We start from the raw sequence: 15137 nt of genomic DNA, 5'->3' as shown, positions 1-15137 counted from the left end.
CTGGGGGTGGGGCCTCGCCGGGTGCCGCGTGCATGCGCACGCGCCGGTGCCCGTGCCGATGCGGAGCGGTTGCGGCCGCATTTATTGGCAACAAAGTTACCAATTGTCTTTCCGACAGCGTATCTTGGGCCACACCGACACACCGGCGGCGGCGCGCCGCTCCGGCGGGGATCGGCACTTCGATCGGAGGAACAGTGCAGTCCGAGACCGTACTCACCGGCGGACGGGTGGTCGACGGCACCGGCGGGCCCTCCCGCCGCGCCGACCTCGTCCTGCGCCAGGGCCGGATCAGCCGCGTCCTCCCGCCCGGCGGCGCGCGCACCACCGGCACCGTCGTCGACGTGGACGGGCTGGCGGTCGCCCCCGGCTTCATCGACATGCACTCCCACTCGGACCTGGCCGTCCTCGCCGACCCCGCGCACGAGGCCAAGACCCTCCAGGGCGTCACCCTGGAGGTCCTCGGCCAGGACGGCCTCGGCTACGCCCCCGTCACCGACGACACCGCCGAGGAGCTCCGCGCCCGCCTGGCAGGATGGAACGGCCGCCCCCGCATCGACCACTCCTGGCGCACCGTCGGCGGTTACCTGGACCGGATCGACGCGGGCTCCCCGGTCAACGTCGCCTGCCTCGTCCCCCAGGGGAACGTCCGCATGATGGTCGTCGGCGGTGACGACCGCCCGCCCACCCCCGGCGAACTCGACCGCATGCGCCGGATCGTCGCCCAGGGCATGGACGACGGCGCGCACGGCCTCTCCACCGGTCTGACCTACACCCCCGGCATGTACGCCACCGACGACGAGATCACCGCGCTGCTCGAACCCGTCCACGCCGCGGGCGGCTACTACTGCCCCCACCACCGCAACTACGGCTCCCGGGTCGTGGAGTCCTACCAGGAGTGCCTGGAGATCGCCCGCCGCGCCCAGGTGGCCCTGCACCTCGCGCACTGCCACGTCAACTTCCCCCGGAACCGCGGACGCGCCCCCGAGGTCCTCGACGCCATCGACGAGGCCACCGTCCGCTACGGGCTCGACGTCACCCTGGACAGCTACCCCTACCGGGCCAGCGCCACCCACCTCGGCGCCCCGCTGCCCGGCTGGGCCCAGGCCGGCGGCACCGCCGCCACCCTGGAGCGCCTGCGCGACGCCCCCACCCGGGCACGCGTCCTGCACGAGATCGAGGTCGAGGGCACCGACGGCAACCACGGCGTCCCCATGGACTGGTCGGCCATCGTCGTCACCGGTGTCGGCGACCCCGCCCTGTCCTGGGCCGTCGGCTCCTCCGTCGCCGACCTCGCCGAGAGGCGCGGCGAGAAGCCGGCCGACCTCTACGCGGACCTGCTCGTGGCCGACGAGCTGCGCAGCGGCTGCCTGCTCCAGGTCGGCAACGAGGAGAACATCCGCACCATCATGCGGCACAGATCCCACACCGCCGGAAGCGACGGCATCCTCGTCGGCGCCAAGCCGCACCCGCGCGGCTGGGGCACCTTCCCCCGCTACCTCGGCCACTACGTGCGCGAACTCGGTGTGCTCACCCTGGAGGAGTGCGTCCGCCACCTCACCTCGCGGCCCGCCCGAAGACTCGGCCTCACCGACCGGGGCGTCGTCCAGACGGGGGCGGTCGCCGACCTGGTGGTCTTCGACCCCGACACCGTGGCCGCGCGCGCCACCTACGACGAGCCCCGCCTCGCCCCCCGGGGCATCCACCACGTCCTCGTGTCCGGCGAGTTCACCGTCCGGGACGGCCGCCGCACCGACCGCCTGCCCGGCCGATCCGTTCGGAGGAACCGCTGATGACCGAGTGCCGGAACGGCGACGGGAGCGGGTCGGCCTGCGAGGTCGACGTCGTCTGCGTCGGCGAGACCATGGCCGTGCTCGCCTCCTCCGAGGCGCTCGACGCCGGAACGAAGCTCGTCCTGGGCACCGGCGGCGCCGAGTCCAACGTGGCGGTCGCCCTGGCCCGCCTGGGGCACACCGCCGCCTGGGTCAGCCGGGTCGGCGACGACCCCTTCGGCAGGATCGTCACCGAGGCCGTCGCCGAGTGGGGCGTGGACGTGCGCGGCGTGGAGGTGGACCCCGGGCGCCCCACCGGCCTGTACGTCAAGGACACCGCTCCGGGCGGCGCGGGGGTGCTGTACTACCGCGCCGGGTCGGCCGCGTCCGCGCTGTCGGCCGCCGACGCCGACAGGGTGTGGTCGCGGGGCGCACGCGCCGTCCACCTGTCCGGCATCACCCCGGCGCTGTCGGCGCGGGCCGCCGCGCTCGTGGAGCACCTGCTGGACCACGGGGCCGGCAACGGCGTGCTGCGCTCCTTCGACGTCAACCACCGGCCCGCCCTGTGGCCTCCGAAGGCCGCCGCGCCGGTGCTGCTCGACCTCGCCCGCCGCGCGGACGTGGTGTTCGTCGGCCGGGACGAGGCCGAACGGCTGTGGGGCACCCCGGCCGCCGAGGACGTGCGCGCGGTGCTGCCCGAGGTCCCGGTGCTGGTGGTCAAGGACGCCGAGCACGGCGCGACCTGCTTCGACGCGGACGGCGCGGTGTTCGTGCCCTCTCCCGCGGTGGACGTGGTCGAGGAGGTCGGCGCGGGCGACGCGTTCGCCGCGGGGTTCCTGTCCGGGCTGCTCGACGGCCTGCCCGTGGAGCGGCGGCTGGCCCTCGGCCACGCGGTCGCCGGAGCGGTTCTGTGCTCACCCGGGGACACCCTGGAGGCCCTGCCCGAGGGCGTCGCCGAGATCCGCGCGCACGCGGGGCGGTGACGGTCAGCCGATGACGATGGCGCCCGCGAGCACCGGGTCGCCGAAGCTCACCGAGCCGTGCCCGGAGGCCAGCGCGCGGCTGCCCTGGCAGCTCGTGCCGGCGAAGAGGGCGAACCTGACCTTGCTCTCCGTGGTGATCCCGGTGACGCCGCCCTGCCCGGTCTTGAGCGTGCGGCACCCCCCGTTCTCCAGGGTCTGCTCGTAGCCGGACTCGAAGGTGACCCGGACCGGGGGCGCCTGTTCCTCCCTGTTCGAGAGTCCGGCGATCGCTCCGGCGATGGTGGCGGACATGGTGGCGAGGTTCGCAGGGCGGATCGGCACGTGATTCCCCTTCTCTGCCGGGCTCGCACGGGCGCGACGGCTCCTGGCGAGTACTGAGTTGGTTACTCTGTGTCATTTAGCTACAGGATCACGCGAACCGAGAGGAGCCCGGGCGGAGTGTCGGCGGATTTCTCCAGGCCGTGCCGGTCCGGGGGCGGAAGGCGCGTTGTCGGCCGGGAGCGCGGCGGATAGGATGCGGTCCTGCCGCGAGCGAGGAGGGAGGGCGCCATGAGCCTCGTGCTCGCGTTCCTCGAGTTCCTCATGCTGGGCGTGGTCCCGGCCGAACTCCTCCCCGCCCCCGACACCCTGGCCCTGCTGCTGGCCACCGTCGGCGCGGCCGTCGCCCTGTGCGTCCTGTACGGCGCGGGCCCGTGGCCCGCGGGTGACACGGCCACGGGTGCGGCCCACGCGATGCGCCGCAGGTCGGCGCGCGCGCCCGTGCCCGCCCTCCGCGACCCCGACGCCCCCGGGCGGCCCCGTCCGAGAGCGCCCGGCGCGGCCCTCCCGGCCGCTCGCTGACCGCTCCCGCACCTTCCCCGCCTTCGGCACGTGCCGGTGTGCACGCGTGCCCGTGTGCTCTCCGGCGCCCCCGCGCGTCGGCGGGTCCGGGGCGCCGACCGCCCCGGACACCCCGCGGACCCCACGGGTAGGCGGCCGCGAGCGGCCCGACGTCTGATCTCTCCCCACCGGACGAAGGGCCATCCGACCTTGTACAGCTTCGGGCCGATCGCGGCCGCCATGACCCTGCTCTCGACGACTCTCGCCACCCTCACCTCACTGCTCACACCCCTCACCGCGGGCCTGGCGGCCGGACTCTCCGTCGTGGTCCTGACCGTGATCGTGCGCCTGCTGCTCGTCCCCCTCGGGGTGATGCAGGTCCGCGCGGAGAAGGCCCGCGCGCGCCTGGCCCCGCGACTGGCCGAGGTCAAGGCCAGGCACGGCAAGAACCCCGAGAGGCTCGCCGCCGAACAGCGCAGGGTCTACGCCGAGGCGGGTACCTCGCCGCTGGCGGGCTGCCTGCCCTCCCTGGCGCAGATGCCCGTCATGGTCGCGCTCTACGGCGTGTTCATCGGGGCCGGGGGGATCGAGGAGCCGATGCTCGACCACGCCTTCGGCGGTGTCGAGCTGGGCGCGACCATGGCGGCCGGTGCCGACGGCCTGTCCGTGGCGCCCGTGTTCGCCGTCGTCATCGCCCTGATCGCCCTCGTGGCCTGGGCGAGCCGCCGCTACCTCATGCTGCCCGCCATGCGGGCCGACGCGGTGGCCGACCCGGGCCGGCCGCAGGCGGGCGCCCTGAGCTACATGCAGTTCACGACCGTGGTGGTGGCCGTCTTCGTGCCGCTGGCCGCGGGCCTGTACCTGCTGACCTCCGGTGCCTGGGCACTGGGCGAGCGGCTCCTCCTGCGCCGGATCATCCCCGACTGAGCGGGGACGCGGCGGTCCCGTCCCGCCTCCCGCGGGCCCCTGCCCGGACCTCGCGTCCGGGGAGGGGCCGCCGGCGTCAGAAGTCGACGCTGACGCAGGCCAGGCGGTCCCCGGCGGTGCCCGCCTCGCCGGGCTCGCTGCTGGTGTGGTGCTCGTGCAGTACCAGGGACCGGGCCTCGCCCTCGCGGAACTCCCAGTCCACCGTGGAGGTGGCGTAGGCGTTGCCGTTCTCGTCGGTGGTGAAGTCCAGCCAGACCTCGTTCTCGGGGTTGGCGTACTCGGGGTCGGAGGAGGGCTCGTCCTCGGTGGCGGCCGGATCGGCCTCGTTCTGGTAGTGGGGGCCCGCGTCCCCGGGCTTCTCGCCGCAGGGCCGGGTGTGCACATGGGCGCCGAAGTCGCGCTCGGGCGCCAGGTCGGTGCCGGTGAACTGCACGTAGGTCCCGCCGTCCTGCTCGCGCACCTGCACGTCGGAGGTGGCGCCCGCGGGTACGGCGGTCTCGTCGTAGGTGATGGCGCCCGTGCCCTCGCCGGGCGGCAGGAAGGTGGAGGCGGTCACCATGGGGGAGGCGGTGGGCTGGGTCCCCGAGGTGGCTTCGGAGGAGGCGGAGCCGTCGCTGGAGGCCGGCTCGGACTGCGCGCATCCGGAGGCGAGGATCGCTGTCAGGGCCAGGCCGACGGAGAGTGGTGTCGTGCGCATGACGGAACTCCCGGTGTGTTCTCGACTGTCGCCCGCAAGACTACCCAAGGTGTTCAAATGATGACTAGGCGTGCGGAGCGCGATCTGCCGGGGGTGGGAAGGACGTCCTGAGGGTGAAGGCCTCCGGGGTGGGGCCGTGCTCGCGCAGCAGACTCAGGCGCCTTCCGGCCTCCTCGACTGTGGGGATCGTACCGCTGGGGATCCACCACAGGGCCAGGTGCGCCTCCTTGAGGCGGTCGAACCACTCCCTGCGGCCGCGCAGCAGTTCCAGGTGCTCGCTCCGGTACGTGAAGTTCCACAGCGACTCCACGTCCTCCCAGACGGAGTAGTTGATCAGGAGCGCGTCGCCGAAGGGCCGCAGGCCGGTGGCGTCGCCCTCGCCCTCCTCGACCAGCCGCCACACGAATCCGGGCGCTCTGTCGGCCAGGGCGTTGACGGGGTCGATCCGGGCGGTGAACCCCGCCATGGAGGGGGCGCTGAGGGGCGCCTTCAGGATGCCGACGTTGATCTGGGCCAGGTGGTGGCCGGGGGAGGGGGTCGCGCTCATGGCGCACAGCACACCACGGTTCGCGCTTCTATGTCAATGATCATTATTTTTGGAAATCACCACGCAGCAGCGATCCGGCCGGGCGTCCATCCGGGCCCGCACGCCGTCCTCGCCGCGCCCCTCCAGTACACCGCGCAGCAGCTCCAGGTTCAGCCCGCAGGCCAGCGGCGGGAAGGTGCGCGCCAGGGTGTGGAAGGGGCAGTTGCGCAGGCGTACGCCGCCGGCCTCCGGCTCCTCCCCGGGCTCGTACCCCCGCGCGCGCAGCAGTTCGGCGAGCGTCCCGTCCCGGTTCCCGGCCCCGATCCGGCGGCCCTCCTCGCGCGCCGCCGCGTACAGGGCCTCCTCGGCGCCGTGCCGCTCCACCGCCTCCGCCAGCACGTGCGCGGCCAGCTCGTAGTCCCTCGGGGGCAGGTGCAGGGACAGCTCCCGGTCGGCGCGCCGGTACAGCTTGGCCGGGCGGCCCGAACCCGGCCCCTCCCGGCCGCTCACCTTGCGCCGGGACACCTCCAGCAGTCCCGCGTCCGCCAGCCGGTCCAGGTGGTGCGCGGCCAGGGTGCGCTGGATGCCGAGCGCGTCGGCGGCCTGCCCGCGGCCGACCTCGCCGTCCGCCGCCGCCACGTACTCGTACAGCCTGCGGCGCACGGGGTCGGCCAGGGCCTGTGCCGCGTCGATCGAGGAGTCGTCCATGCCCCCATTGTCCGCGCGCGGGCCCACCGCGTTCCCCCGCCGGCCCCCGCGGATCCGCCGGGTGACCGGCGCCGCCACCGGGATGGGACACTGGTGGACGACCACGACCCCTGCCGAACAGGCGACATGCGAACGATCAGACGCGGCGGCGAACACGAGCTGGAGATCAGGAAGTCCCGCTTCATCTGCGCGCTGGCCAGGGTGGACGGCGAGGAGGCCGCACGGGCCTTCATCGCCGAACGCCGCAAGGAGCACTGGAGCGCCAACCACAACTGCACCGCCTACGTGCTCGGCGACCAGGGCGGCGTGCAGCGCTCCAGCGACGACGGCGAGCCCGCCGGGACCGCCGGGGTGCCCATGCTGGAGGTGCTGCGCCACCGGCGGCTCACCGACACCGTCGCCGTGGTCACCCGCTACTTCGGCGGGGTCAAGCTCGGCGCGGGCGGGCTGATCCGGGCCTACGGCAGCGCGGTGTCCGCCGCCGTGGACGAGTTCGGGATCCTGGAACGCCGCCGGCTCCTCGTCGTGGACGTGTTCACCGACTACGTGCTCGGCGGACGCCTGGAGAGCGACCTGCGCGACTCCTCCCTGACCGTGCGCGACGTCGCCTACGCCGACCGGGTCCGCATCGAGGTGGCCCTGCCCGAGGACGGGCTCCCCGACTTCGAGGTCCGCCTGGCGGAGCTGAGCGGGGGCAGGGCGGAGTTCGAGGTGAGGGGCACCACGGTCGTGGAGGTGGAGCCGTGATCCCCGGCGCGCACGACGTTCCACAGCTGTAACGAGTGATGGCCCGCGGGTGTCGGCATACCCCGGCGCGGCTTAGGATTTTGCCGTAAACGTCATCGTTCGTGGGGAGAAACCGTCCATGCGCAGCTCACGGGTGCCCCAGGCCCTGACCTGTGGCCTCGCGGTGCTGCTGGCCGCCGCGTGCACAGGCGATCCGGACCCCGAGCCCCCGTCGGAGGAGGAGCCGAGCCCGGTCCCCACCGCCTTCGACGGAGAGGCGCCGCCCGGGATCGAGGGCGAGGTGCTGCGGTACCTGCACGGTGACACCGCGCACGCCCACGACATCCTCGACGACCCCCTCGGAGTGCGGATCAGCCCCGTCGGGGACGCCTTCCTCATCAGCTCCGGCGGGGAGGACCGCCACCTGCTGCACGACGCCGCCACCGGCGAGACCCTGTGGGAGGGCGAGGCGCGCTTCCGCGGGTTCGACACCGGCCGCGACGGCGAGCGGGTCCTGCTCATGGCGGACGCCGACGGGACCCCGTTCGTCCTGGACTCCCGTGGCGAGCGGCTGTGGGAGCCCGCGGAGGAGGGCGACGCCTACCTCGACGGCCTCGCCGTGCGCCGCCCCGGCGGGTGGAGCGCACAGGAGCCCCACGGCGCCTTCTCGCTGCTGGACGCCGGGGGCGACGAGCTGTGGTCCTACGACTTCGAGGCACCGCCCGAACCCGTGTCCGAGGAGGGCGGGGAGGACGGAGAGGCCGCCGAGGACGCGCCGGAGGAGTCCGGGGAGGAGCCCGACCTGGGCGTGCCCGTGGCCGCCCGGGACGGCCTGGTCCTGCTCGCCTCCGGCGGTCCCGCCCTGCACGCGTACTCCGTCGGCTCCGAGGAGGACTCCGACGAAGACGCCGGGGACGACGCCGGTCCCGGGGGCGAGGAGCTGTGGACGGTGGACGGCGAGGACGCGGACCTGGGCCTGCCCACCTCCGCGCCCGTCCCCGCGCCGCAGGTGATCGGCTTCTATCCGCTGCCCGGCTCCGTGAACGGGCCGCGGGAGGAGTCCAGCGGGGACGAGGAGCCCAGCGGGGACGAGGAGCCCAGCGGGAACGGCGGGGAGGCCGCAGAGGACGGGGCCGAGGAGGTCCTGCTGCTGCGCTGGGCCCAGCCCGAGACCCCCTCCACGCTCTCCGCGCACGATCCGGAGACCGGCGACCTGCTGTGGACCCTGGAGGAGCCGGGCGCGAACCCGGTCGCCGGAGCGTTCGATCCGTCCGGGGTCGCGGGCAGCCTGTACGACGACGCCACCGGCACTCTGCTGCTGCCCCAGGCCAGCGGTGAGGCCCCCGTGGTCGCCATCGGCCTGGCCGACGGAGAGGTCCTGTGGGGCCTGGAGGAGGACGCCGGTTCGATCTCCCCGGCCTTCGCCTTCGACGGACTCGTCTACGGGGACTCCCGCGCCAACACGGGCGGGGACCGGCAGCTGGTGTTCGAGGCGGTCACCATGGACGTGGTCGAGGACGAGATGCCCGCGTACGTGGAGGCGGTCACCGAGAGCGGGCACGCCGTCCTCGTCCAGGACCGGCAGCGCTTCGTCTACGGGCCGCCCCCGGAGGAGGCCCCCTCGGCGGGACCCACGGACGCCGGTCCCTCAGAACCCGCCGAGTCCGCCGGGGCCTCCGACGGCGGGTCCGGCTGACAAACGCAGCGACTCCACCTCGTGGCGGACCGATCCGGGCGACTGGACGGAGTACGCCGGCCAGGTCTACGTCGAGGCCGCGGGCCGGTGCGTGGACTGGGGCGGCGTGATCGGCGACGAGTGGGTCGTGCGCAACGGCACCGACTGCGGCTGAGCCGTCCCCTCAGCGCGCCGTCCCGGGGAACCGGGCCCACCAGGCGGCGGTCCAGGCGACCAGGCCCGCCCCGGTGCCGGTGAGGGCCCCGACGAGCAGGCAGCGCACGAGGTCGTAGCCGCCCACCGCGGCGCGTTCGGACAGACCGCCCGCCACGGCCCCCGCGGCCGCGCACACGGCGACGGCCGCCAGCGCCGCCGTGCACACGCGGCCGCCCGCCTCCGGGCCGCCGCGGCCGGTGCGGGCCGCATGGGGGACCGTGCGGCGGCCGCGCCTTGGGCGGACCCACCACGCCAGAGCGGCCAGGCCGAGGGCCGAACCGGCGTACACCAGCACGTTGTGGAGCAGGTGCGGACCCACGACGGGGGTGCTCAGCACCGGCCACGCGCGGACGAGTGCGCCGCCCGTCTGGGTGAAGGAGTCCCAGGCCATGTGCGTGGCCGCCCCCACCGCGAGGGCGGCGGCGGTCAGCGCGAGCGCGCGCACCGCCTCCCCCGCGGATCGGGGCACGCGGACGGGCGGCGCGGGGCCCCGCCCCGCCAGCGCGTACAGAGGGGCCCGGAGCACGTACGCGTACACCGCCAGCACCGCGCCGCCGAGCAGCACGTCCGCCCACAGCCCCGACAGGCCGTGCGTGGTCGTCGCGGCCACCGGCAGGGGCAGGTAGTACGGCAGGTCGGGTGCGACCGAACCGACGACCAGGGCCGGCAGCGGCAGCCGGGTGCGGGCCAGGGGCAGGACCGCCGCGGCGTGGCTGGGGGTGAGGGGCACGGCCTCCTCCGCTCCTCCCGGTCCGCGCGCCCCCTATTCCCCGCTCAGGTACGGGTAGGTGGCCAGGGTGCCGCCGACGAGCACATAGACCTCGTAGGGGGTGATCGCCGCGTCCGGGGAGTCCTCCACCGACGCGTCGCCACCGTCCGCGGCGTAGCAGAGGTAGGGGGCCCGGTCCGCCCCCGGCACGACGGCCACGACGTCGTCCATGTCGCAGTACACCTCCTCGACGCCGTGGTCGAAGCGGATGGTGTCCTCGACGACCCCGCGCACGGTGGGCAGTTCCGGGTACTCGAACCGGAAGCCGACGCCTCCGCCGCCGTCCTCGGCCAGGGCCGGGAACCGCATGTCCAGGCCGCCGTAGGAGAGGGTGCAGGTGTAGCTGCGCCCGGCGACCTCCTCCATCCGCTCGGGGCACACGGCGGCGGAGCCCGGGGCGACGTGGGAGGCCTTGCGGGACACCTCCGCCAGCAGGAGCCAGGCCACCCGTTCGGGCAGGGGCGCGGAGTCCTCGGGCTCGGGCGGCAGGGCGGACTCGTCCATCTGGGGTCTGGAGGAGGGGACGGGCTTCTCGACGAGGAGTCCCGCGAGTTCCTCCTGGGACAGCTGGTCCGCGGGGCCGCCCTCCGCGGCGGTGTCCTCGGCGGTCTCCTCCGAGGGGGCCGAGGCCTGGGCGGGCTCCTCCCCGCCGCAGGCGGACAGGGCGAGCACGAGGGTGAGGGAAGCCACCGGAGTGAGGGAGAGGCGGCTGTCACGGGGGAAGAAGGGCATTTCTGTCCTTTTCATCCTTGGTGGGGAGTGGGGGGTGAAAGGTGCCGCAGGCCGCAAAGCGCGTGGGGTGGCCTGTGTGTCCGTCCTCCGTCACTCTGTGTCGGTTCGTCGGACACCCGGAGTATGTCCCACCTCACTGAAAGAAAGTACATGGTGTCGTTTTCGTGAAACCCAGTTCCCCGAAGGGGCCCACGGCCTCCCGTGCGTGCCCGGCTCCGTGGTGAGCAGGCACGGAGCGCGCACCCCCGGAACGCACCGGTTCCACCCCGCGCCGATGGTGTGCCGCATGTCACTCCAGACTCCCGAAGCGGTACGGCCACGCCCCCCGCACGCACACCCCGGGGCCCCGAGACCGAACGCGATTCCCTACCATCCGATATATGGACGTCCCTGAGAGCGGGGCCACCGGATCCGGCGCCCCCAACCTGGCCGGTGGGTTCCCGGCCGCCACACACGAGCGGTGGCGTGAACTCGTCTCGGGGGTGCTGCGCAAGAGCGGTGTCCCCGAGGAGCGGCTCGCCGACGCACCCGAGTCGGTACTCGCCACGCACACCTACGACGGGTTCGACATCGAGCCCCTCCACACCGCCGACCCCCCGGCCGCCGACCCCGGATTCCCCGGGCTGCCCCCCTTCGTACGGGGCTACCGGCCCGACGGGGGAGTCTCCCAGGGCTGGGACATCCGCGCCCGCCACACCGACGCCGACCCGGCCGTCCTGCGGCGCCGCCTGCACAACGACCTCATGAACGGCGTCAGCTCCCTGTGGATCGCCGTCGGCGGCACCGGCCTGCCCGCGTCCGCGCTCGGCGAGGCCCTCACCGACGTCCACCTCGACCTCGCGCCCGTGGTCCTGGACCCCGGCGCCGGCTACGCGGACGCCGCCGACGCGCTGCTCGGCGCCCACGCCGACGCCGGTGTGCCCGACGGCCGGATCGCCTCCCACCTGGGGGTGGACCCCCTCACCACCGCCGCCCGGGCCGGTGAGCGCCCCGACGTCATGGACCCCGTCCGCTTCGCCGTGGACCGCGCACAAGGGCGCCCCGGTCTGGGCCTGGTCGTGGCCGACGGCACCCTCGTGCACAACGCGGGCGGTTCCGACGGCCAGGAGCTCGGCTTCGCCGTCGCCGCGGGCACCGCCTACCTGCGCGCCCTGCACGCCGCCGGGCTGGACCTGCCCGACGCCGCCCGGCGCGTCGAGTTCCGCATGGCCGCGAGCGCCGACCAGTTCTCGGTGATCGCCAAGCTGCGCGCCGTCCGCGCCATGTGGAACCAGGTGCTGGCCGCCAGCGGCGTGCCAGCCGACCAGCGCGCCATGCGCCTGCACGCCGCCACCTCCGAGGCGATGATGACCCGCCGCGACCCGCACGTGAACATGCTGCGCACCACCGTGGCCTGCTTCGCCGCCGGAGTGGGCGGCGCCGACTCGGTCACGGTCGCGCCCTTCGACTCCGCCGTGGGCCTGCCCGACGACTTCGCCCGCCGCATCGCCCGCAACACCCAGTCCCTCCTCATCGAGGAGTCGCACCTGGCGCAGGTCATCGACCCGGCCGGGGGCTCCTTCTACGTCGAGGCGCTCACCCGCGACCTGTACCGGGCGGGCTGGGCCTTCTTCCAGGAGCTGGAGGCCGCGGGCGGTGCCGCCGAGGCCCTCGAGCAGGGCCTCCTGCGCGAGCGGGTGGACGCGGTGTGGGCGCGCCGCCGCCTCGACCTGGCCCACCGCCGCGCCCCGCTCACGGGCGTCAGCGAGTTCCCCGACGCCGACGAGACCCCGCTGGTCCGGCCCGCCGACCCCGCCCGCCAGCCCGTCGCCCTCCACCACACCCGGACGACGCCCGCGGCGCGGTCCCACTCAGGCGTACCGGCCCCCGGCGGCTTCCCGGTGCGCCGCTACGCCGAGGAGTACGAGGCCCTGCGCGACCGCAGCGACACCCAGGCGGGTGACACCGGACGCCGGCCCACCGCCTTCCTGGCCACGCTGGGCCCGGTCGCCGCGCACACCGCCCGCGCCTCCTTCGCGGCCAACCTGCTCGCCGCGGGCGGCATCGCGGCCGAGAACCCCGGCCCGCTCGACGGCGCCGCCGCCGTCACGGAGGCCTTCGCCGCCTCCGGCAGCCGCGTCGCCGTCATCTGCTCCTCCGACGAGGTGTACGCGAAGGACGCCGAGGCCGCCGCGCGGGCGCTCAAGGGCGCGGGAGCCCGACGGGTCCTGCTCGCGGGCGCGCCCGACGACGCCTACCGCGAGGCCGGGGTGGACGTCTTCGCCCACCGGGGGTGCGACGCCGTCGCCCTCCTCACCGACCTCGCCGAGGTCCTGCTCACCGATCCACCGGAAACGTCCGCCACAGCCCAGGGGGCGCACGCATGATCCCCGACTTCTCCACCGTGGCCCCGGAACTCCCCGGGTTCTCCGAGGGCACCGCGCCGGAAGGCGGCGCGGCCGCCTGGCAGCGTGCACTGGAGGCCGGCACCGGCAAGGCCGCCGACGCCCTGGAGTGGGAGACCCCCGAGGGCATCGGCGTCAAACCGCTGTACACGCCCGCCGACCGGGCCGGCCTGGACTTCGTGGACGGGCTGCCGGGCATCCCGCCCTACCTGCGCGGCCCCTACCCGACCATGTACGTCAACCAGCCCTGGACGATCCGCCAGTACGCCGGGTTCTCCACGGCAGAGGAGTCCAACGCCTTCTACCGGCGCAACCTGGCCGCCGGACAGAAGGGGCTGTCGGTCGCCTTCGACCTGGCCACCCACCGCGGCTACGACTCCGACCACCCCCGTGTGGCGGGCGACGTCGGCATGGCGGGCGTGGCCATCGACTCCATCTACGACATGCGCCAGCTGTTCGACGGCATCCCGCTGGACAGGATGAGCGTGTCCATGACCATGAACGGCGCGGTGCTGCCGGTCCTGGCGCTGTACATCGTGGCCGCCGAGGAGCAGGGTGTGCCCCCGGAGAAGCTGTCCGGGACCATCCAGAACGACATCCTCAAGGAGTTCATGGTCCGCAACACCTACATCTACCCGCCGCAGCCGTCGATGCGGATCATCTCCGACATCTTCGCCTACACCTCGCGGCGGATGCCGCGCTTCAACTCGATCTCCATCTCCGGCTACCACATGCAGGAGGCCGGGGCCACGGCCGACCTGGAGCTGGCCTACACCCTGGCCGACGGGGTGGAGTACATCCGCGCCGGACAGCGGTCCGGGCTGGACGTGGACGCGTTCGCGCCGCGCCTGTCGTTCTTCTGGGCGATCGGCATGAACTTCTTCATGGAGGTCGCCAAGCTCCGCGCCGCCCGCCTGCTGTGGGCGCGCCTGGTCAGGGACCTGGGCGCGACCAGGGACAAGTCGCTGAGCCTGCGCACCCACTCCCAGACCTCGGGGTGGTCGCTCACCGCCCAGGACGTGTTCAACAACGTGGCCCGCACCTGCGTGGAGGCGATGGCCGCCACCCAGGGCCACACCCAGTCGCTGCACACCAACGCCCTGGACGAGGCGCTGGCCCTGCCCACCGACTTCTCCGCGCGCATCGCCCGCAACACCCAGCTGCTGCTCCAGCAGGAGTCCGGCACCACCCGCGTGGTGGACCCCTGGGGCGGCAGCTACTACGTGGAGCGGCTCACCCAGGAGCTGGCGGCCAAGGCGTGGGCGCACATCCAGGAGGTCGAGAAGGCCGGGGGCATGGCCGCCGCCATCGACGCGGGGCTGCCCAAGATGCGCATCGAGGAGGCCGCCGCCCGCACCCAGGCCCGCATCGACTCCGGCCGCCAGCCGGTGATCGGCGTCAACAAGTACCGCCCCGACACCGAGGACGAGATCGAGGTCCTCAAGGTCGACAACTCCCGGGTGCGCGCCCAGCAGCTGGAGAAGCTGCGCCGCCTGCGCGATGAGCGGGACGAGGCCCGGGTGCGCGCCGCGCTCGACGCGCTCACCGAGGCCGCCGGACGCGAGTCGAGGGCGGACGAGAGCCTGGACAACAACCTCCTGGCGGCGGCGGTCGACGCGGCCCGGGCCAAGGCCACCGTCGGCGAGATCTCCGACGCCATGGAGCGGGTCTTCTCCCGCCACTCCGGGCAGATCCGTACCATCCAGGGTGTGTACAGGGACGAGGCGTCGGGAAGCGCCGACACGGCGGGGCTCATGGAGCGCGTGGCCCGGCGGGTGGACGAGTTCACCGAGGCGGAGGGCCGCCGTCCCCGCATCCTGGTCGCCAAGATGGGCCAGGACGGGCACGACCGCGGCCAGAAGGTGATCGCGACCGCCTTCGCCGACCTGGGCTTCGACGTGGACGTCGGCCCGCTGTTCCAGACCCCGGCCGAGGTCGCCGCCCAGGCGGTGGAGGCCGACGTGCACGTGGTCGGGGTGTCCTCGCTCGCGGCCGGGCACCTCACGCTGGTCCCCGCCCTGCGCGAGGAGCTGGACGGACTCGGCCGCGAGGACATCATGATCGTGGTCGGCGGGGTCATCCCCCCGGCGGACTTCGCGCCGCTGAGGGAGGCGGGCGCGTCGGCGATCTTCCCGCCCGGGACGGTCATCGCCGACGCCGCAGTCGACCTGCTCGACCAGCTGGAGGAGCGGCTGGGCTAGGTCGG

14 protein-coding genes and 1 pseudogene are annotated in these 15137 nt (G+C 74.2%); 9 read left to right on the top strand and 6 right to left on the bottom strand.

Annotated elements, in window-relative coordinates; genetic code table 11:
- Positions 1–194: 194 nt before the first annotated feature.
- The gene (locus tag A6A08_RS23780; protein ID WP_073704857.1) at positions 195–1790 is read left to right on the top strand and encodes an amidohydrolase family protein; all 1596 of its coding nucleotides are present in this window, start codon (positions 195–197) and stop codon (positions 1788–1790) included.
- On the top strand, positions 1790–2752 hold the full coding sequence (locus A6A08_RS23775; protein ID WP_073704856.1) for a sugar kinase: 963 nt from the start codon (positions 1790–1792) through the stop codon (positions 2750–2752). The genes A6A08_RS23780 and A6A08_RS23775 overlap by 1 nt, the downstream gene beginning before the upstream one ends.
- Positions 2753–2755: 3 nt before the next feature.
- On the opposite strand, the gene A6A08_RS23770 is transcribed toward A6A08_RS23775, so the two are convergent.
- Positions 2756–3073, bottom strand: coding sequence for a hypothetical protein (locus A6A08_RS23770; protein WP_073704855.1), 318 nt, complete (start codon positions 3071–3073; stop codon positions 2756–2758).
- 228 nt (positions 3074–3301) lie between these two features.
- On the opposite strand from A6A08_RS23770, the gene A6A08_RS23765 reads away from it, so the two are divergent.
- Together A6A08_RS23765 and A6A08_RS23760 are read left to right on the top strand one after the other, a co-directional pair.
- Positions 3302–3592 carry a DUF6412 domain-containing protein gene (locus A6A08_RS23765; protein WP_073704854.1) on the top strand — a complete coding sequence of 97 codons (291 nt, stop codon included), beginning with the start codon at positions 3302–3304 and terminating at the stop codon, positions 3590–3592.
- A gap of 189 nt (positions 3593–3781) precedes the next feature.
- Positions 3782–4498 (top strand): YidC/Oxa1 family membrane protein insertase, encoded by a 717-nt coding sequence (locus A6A08_RS23760; protein WP_073704853.1) that lies wholly within the window; start codon positions 3782–3784, stop codon positions 4496–4498.
- 76 nt (positions 4499–4574) lie between these two features.
- Here the strand turns inward: A6A08_RS23760 and A6A08_RS23755 are convergent, their stop codons facing one another.
- The 3 genes from A6A08_RS23755 to A6A08_RS23745 all read right to left on the bottom strand — a co-directional run bounded on the left by A6A08_RS23755 (position 4575) and on the right by A6A08_RS23745 (position 6429).
- On the bottom strand, positions 4575–5195 hold the full coding sequence (locus A6A08_RS23755) for a superoxide dismutase family protein (protein ID WP_073704852.1): 621 nt from the start codon (positions 5193–5195) through the stop codon (positions 4575–4577).
- A gap of 64 nt (positions 5196–5259) precedes the next feature.
- Complete coding sequence (locus tag A6A08_RS23750; protein ID WP_242422845.1) at positions 5260–5742, bottom strand: DUF3291 domain-containing protein; 483 nt, start codon at positions 5740–5742, stop codon at positions 5260–5262.
- Positions 5743–5775: 33 nt separating this feature from the next.
- Positions 5776–6429 (bottom strand): metalloregulator ArsR/SmtB family transcription factor, encoded by a 654-nt coding sequence (locus tag A6A08_RS23745; protein ID WP_073704850.1) that lies wholly within the window; start codon positions 6427–6429, stop codon positions 5776–5778.
- Between the two features lie 126 nt (positions 6430–6555).
- On the opposite strand from A6A08_RS23745, the gene A6A08_RS23740 reads away from it, so the two are divergent.
- From A6A08_RS23740 to A6A08_RS28980, 3 genes and pseudogenes are all read left to right on the top strand, one after another.
- Entirely contained in the window at positions 6556–7176 is a 621-nt protein-coding gene (locus A6A08_RS23740; protein ID WP_073704849.1) for a YigZ family protein, read from the top strand.
- Between the two features lie 118 nt (positions 7177–7294).
- Complete coding sequence (locus tag A6A08_RS23735; protein ID WP_073704848.1) at positions 7295–8851, top strand: PQQ-binding-like beta-propeller repeat protein; 1557 nt, start codon at positions 7295–7297, stop codon at positions 8849–8851.
- A gap of 1 nt (position 8852) precedes the next feature.
- A pseudogene (locus A6A08_RS28980) lies at positions 8853–9005 on the top strand (spore-associated protein A); the annotation flags it as partial.
- 9 nt (positions 9006–9014) lie between these two features.
- Here the strand turns inward: A6A08_RS28980 and A6A08_RS23725 are convergent.
- Complete coding sequence (locus tag A6A08_RS23725) at positions 9015–9776, bottom strand: DUF4184 family protein (protein ID WP_073704847.1); 762 nt, start codon at positions 9774–9776, stop codon at positions 9015–9017.
- Between the two features lie 33 nt (positions 9777–9809).
- Positions 9810–10547: a hypothetical protein gene (locus A6A08_RS23720; protein ID WP_073704846.1), complete on the bottom strand. Its 738-nt coding sequence runs from the start codon at positions 10545–10547 to the stop codon at positions 9810–9812.
- Between the two features lie 380 nt (positions 10548–10927).
- On the opposite strand from A6A08_RS23720, the gene A6A08_RS23715 reads away from it, so the two are divergent.
- Together A6A08_RS23715 and scpA are read left to right on the top strand one after the other, a co-directional pair.
- On the top strand, positions 10928–12913 hold the full coding sequence (locus A6A08_RS23715; protein ID WP_073704845.1) for a methylmalonyl-CoA mutase family protein: 1986 nt from the start codon (positions 10928–10930) through the stop codon (positions 12911–12913).
- Entirely contained in the window at positions 12910–15132 is a 2223-nt protein-coding gene (scpA, locus tag A6A08_RS23710) for a methylmalonyl-CoA mutase (protein WP_073704844.1), read from the top strand. Before A6A08_RS23715 ends, scpA begins: the two co-directional genes overlap by 4 nt.
- Positions 15133–15137 lie beyond the last annotated feature (5 nt).

Source organism: Nocardiopsis sp. TSRI0078 (assembly GCF_001905145.1).
Taxonomy (GTDB): Bacteria; Actinomycetota; Actinomycetes; order Streptosporangiales; family Streptosporangiaceae; genus Nocardiopsis.
This window is presented reverse-complemented; position numbering and strand designations above follow the sequence as displayed.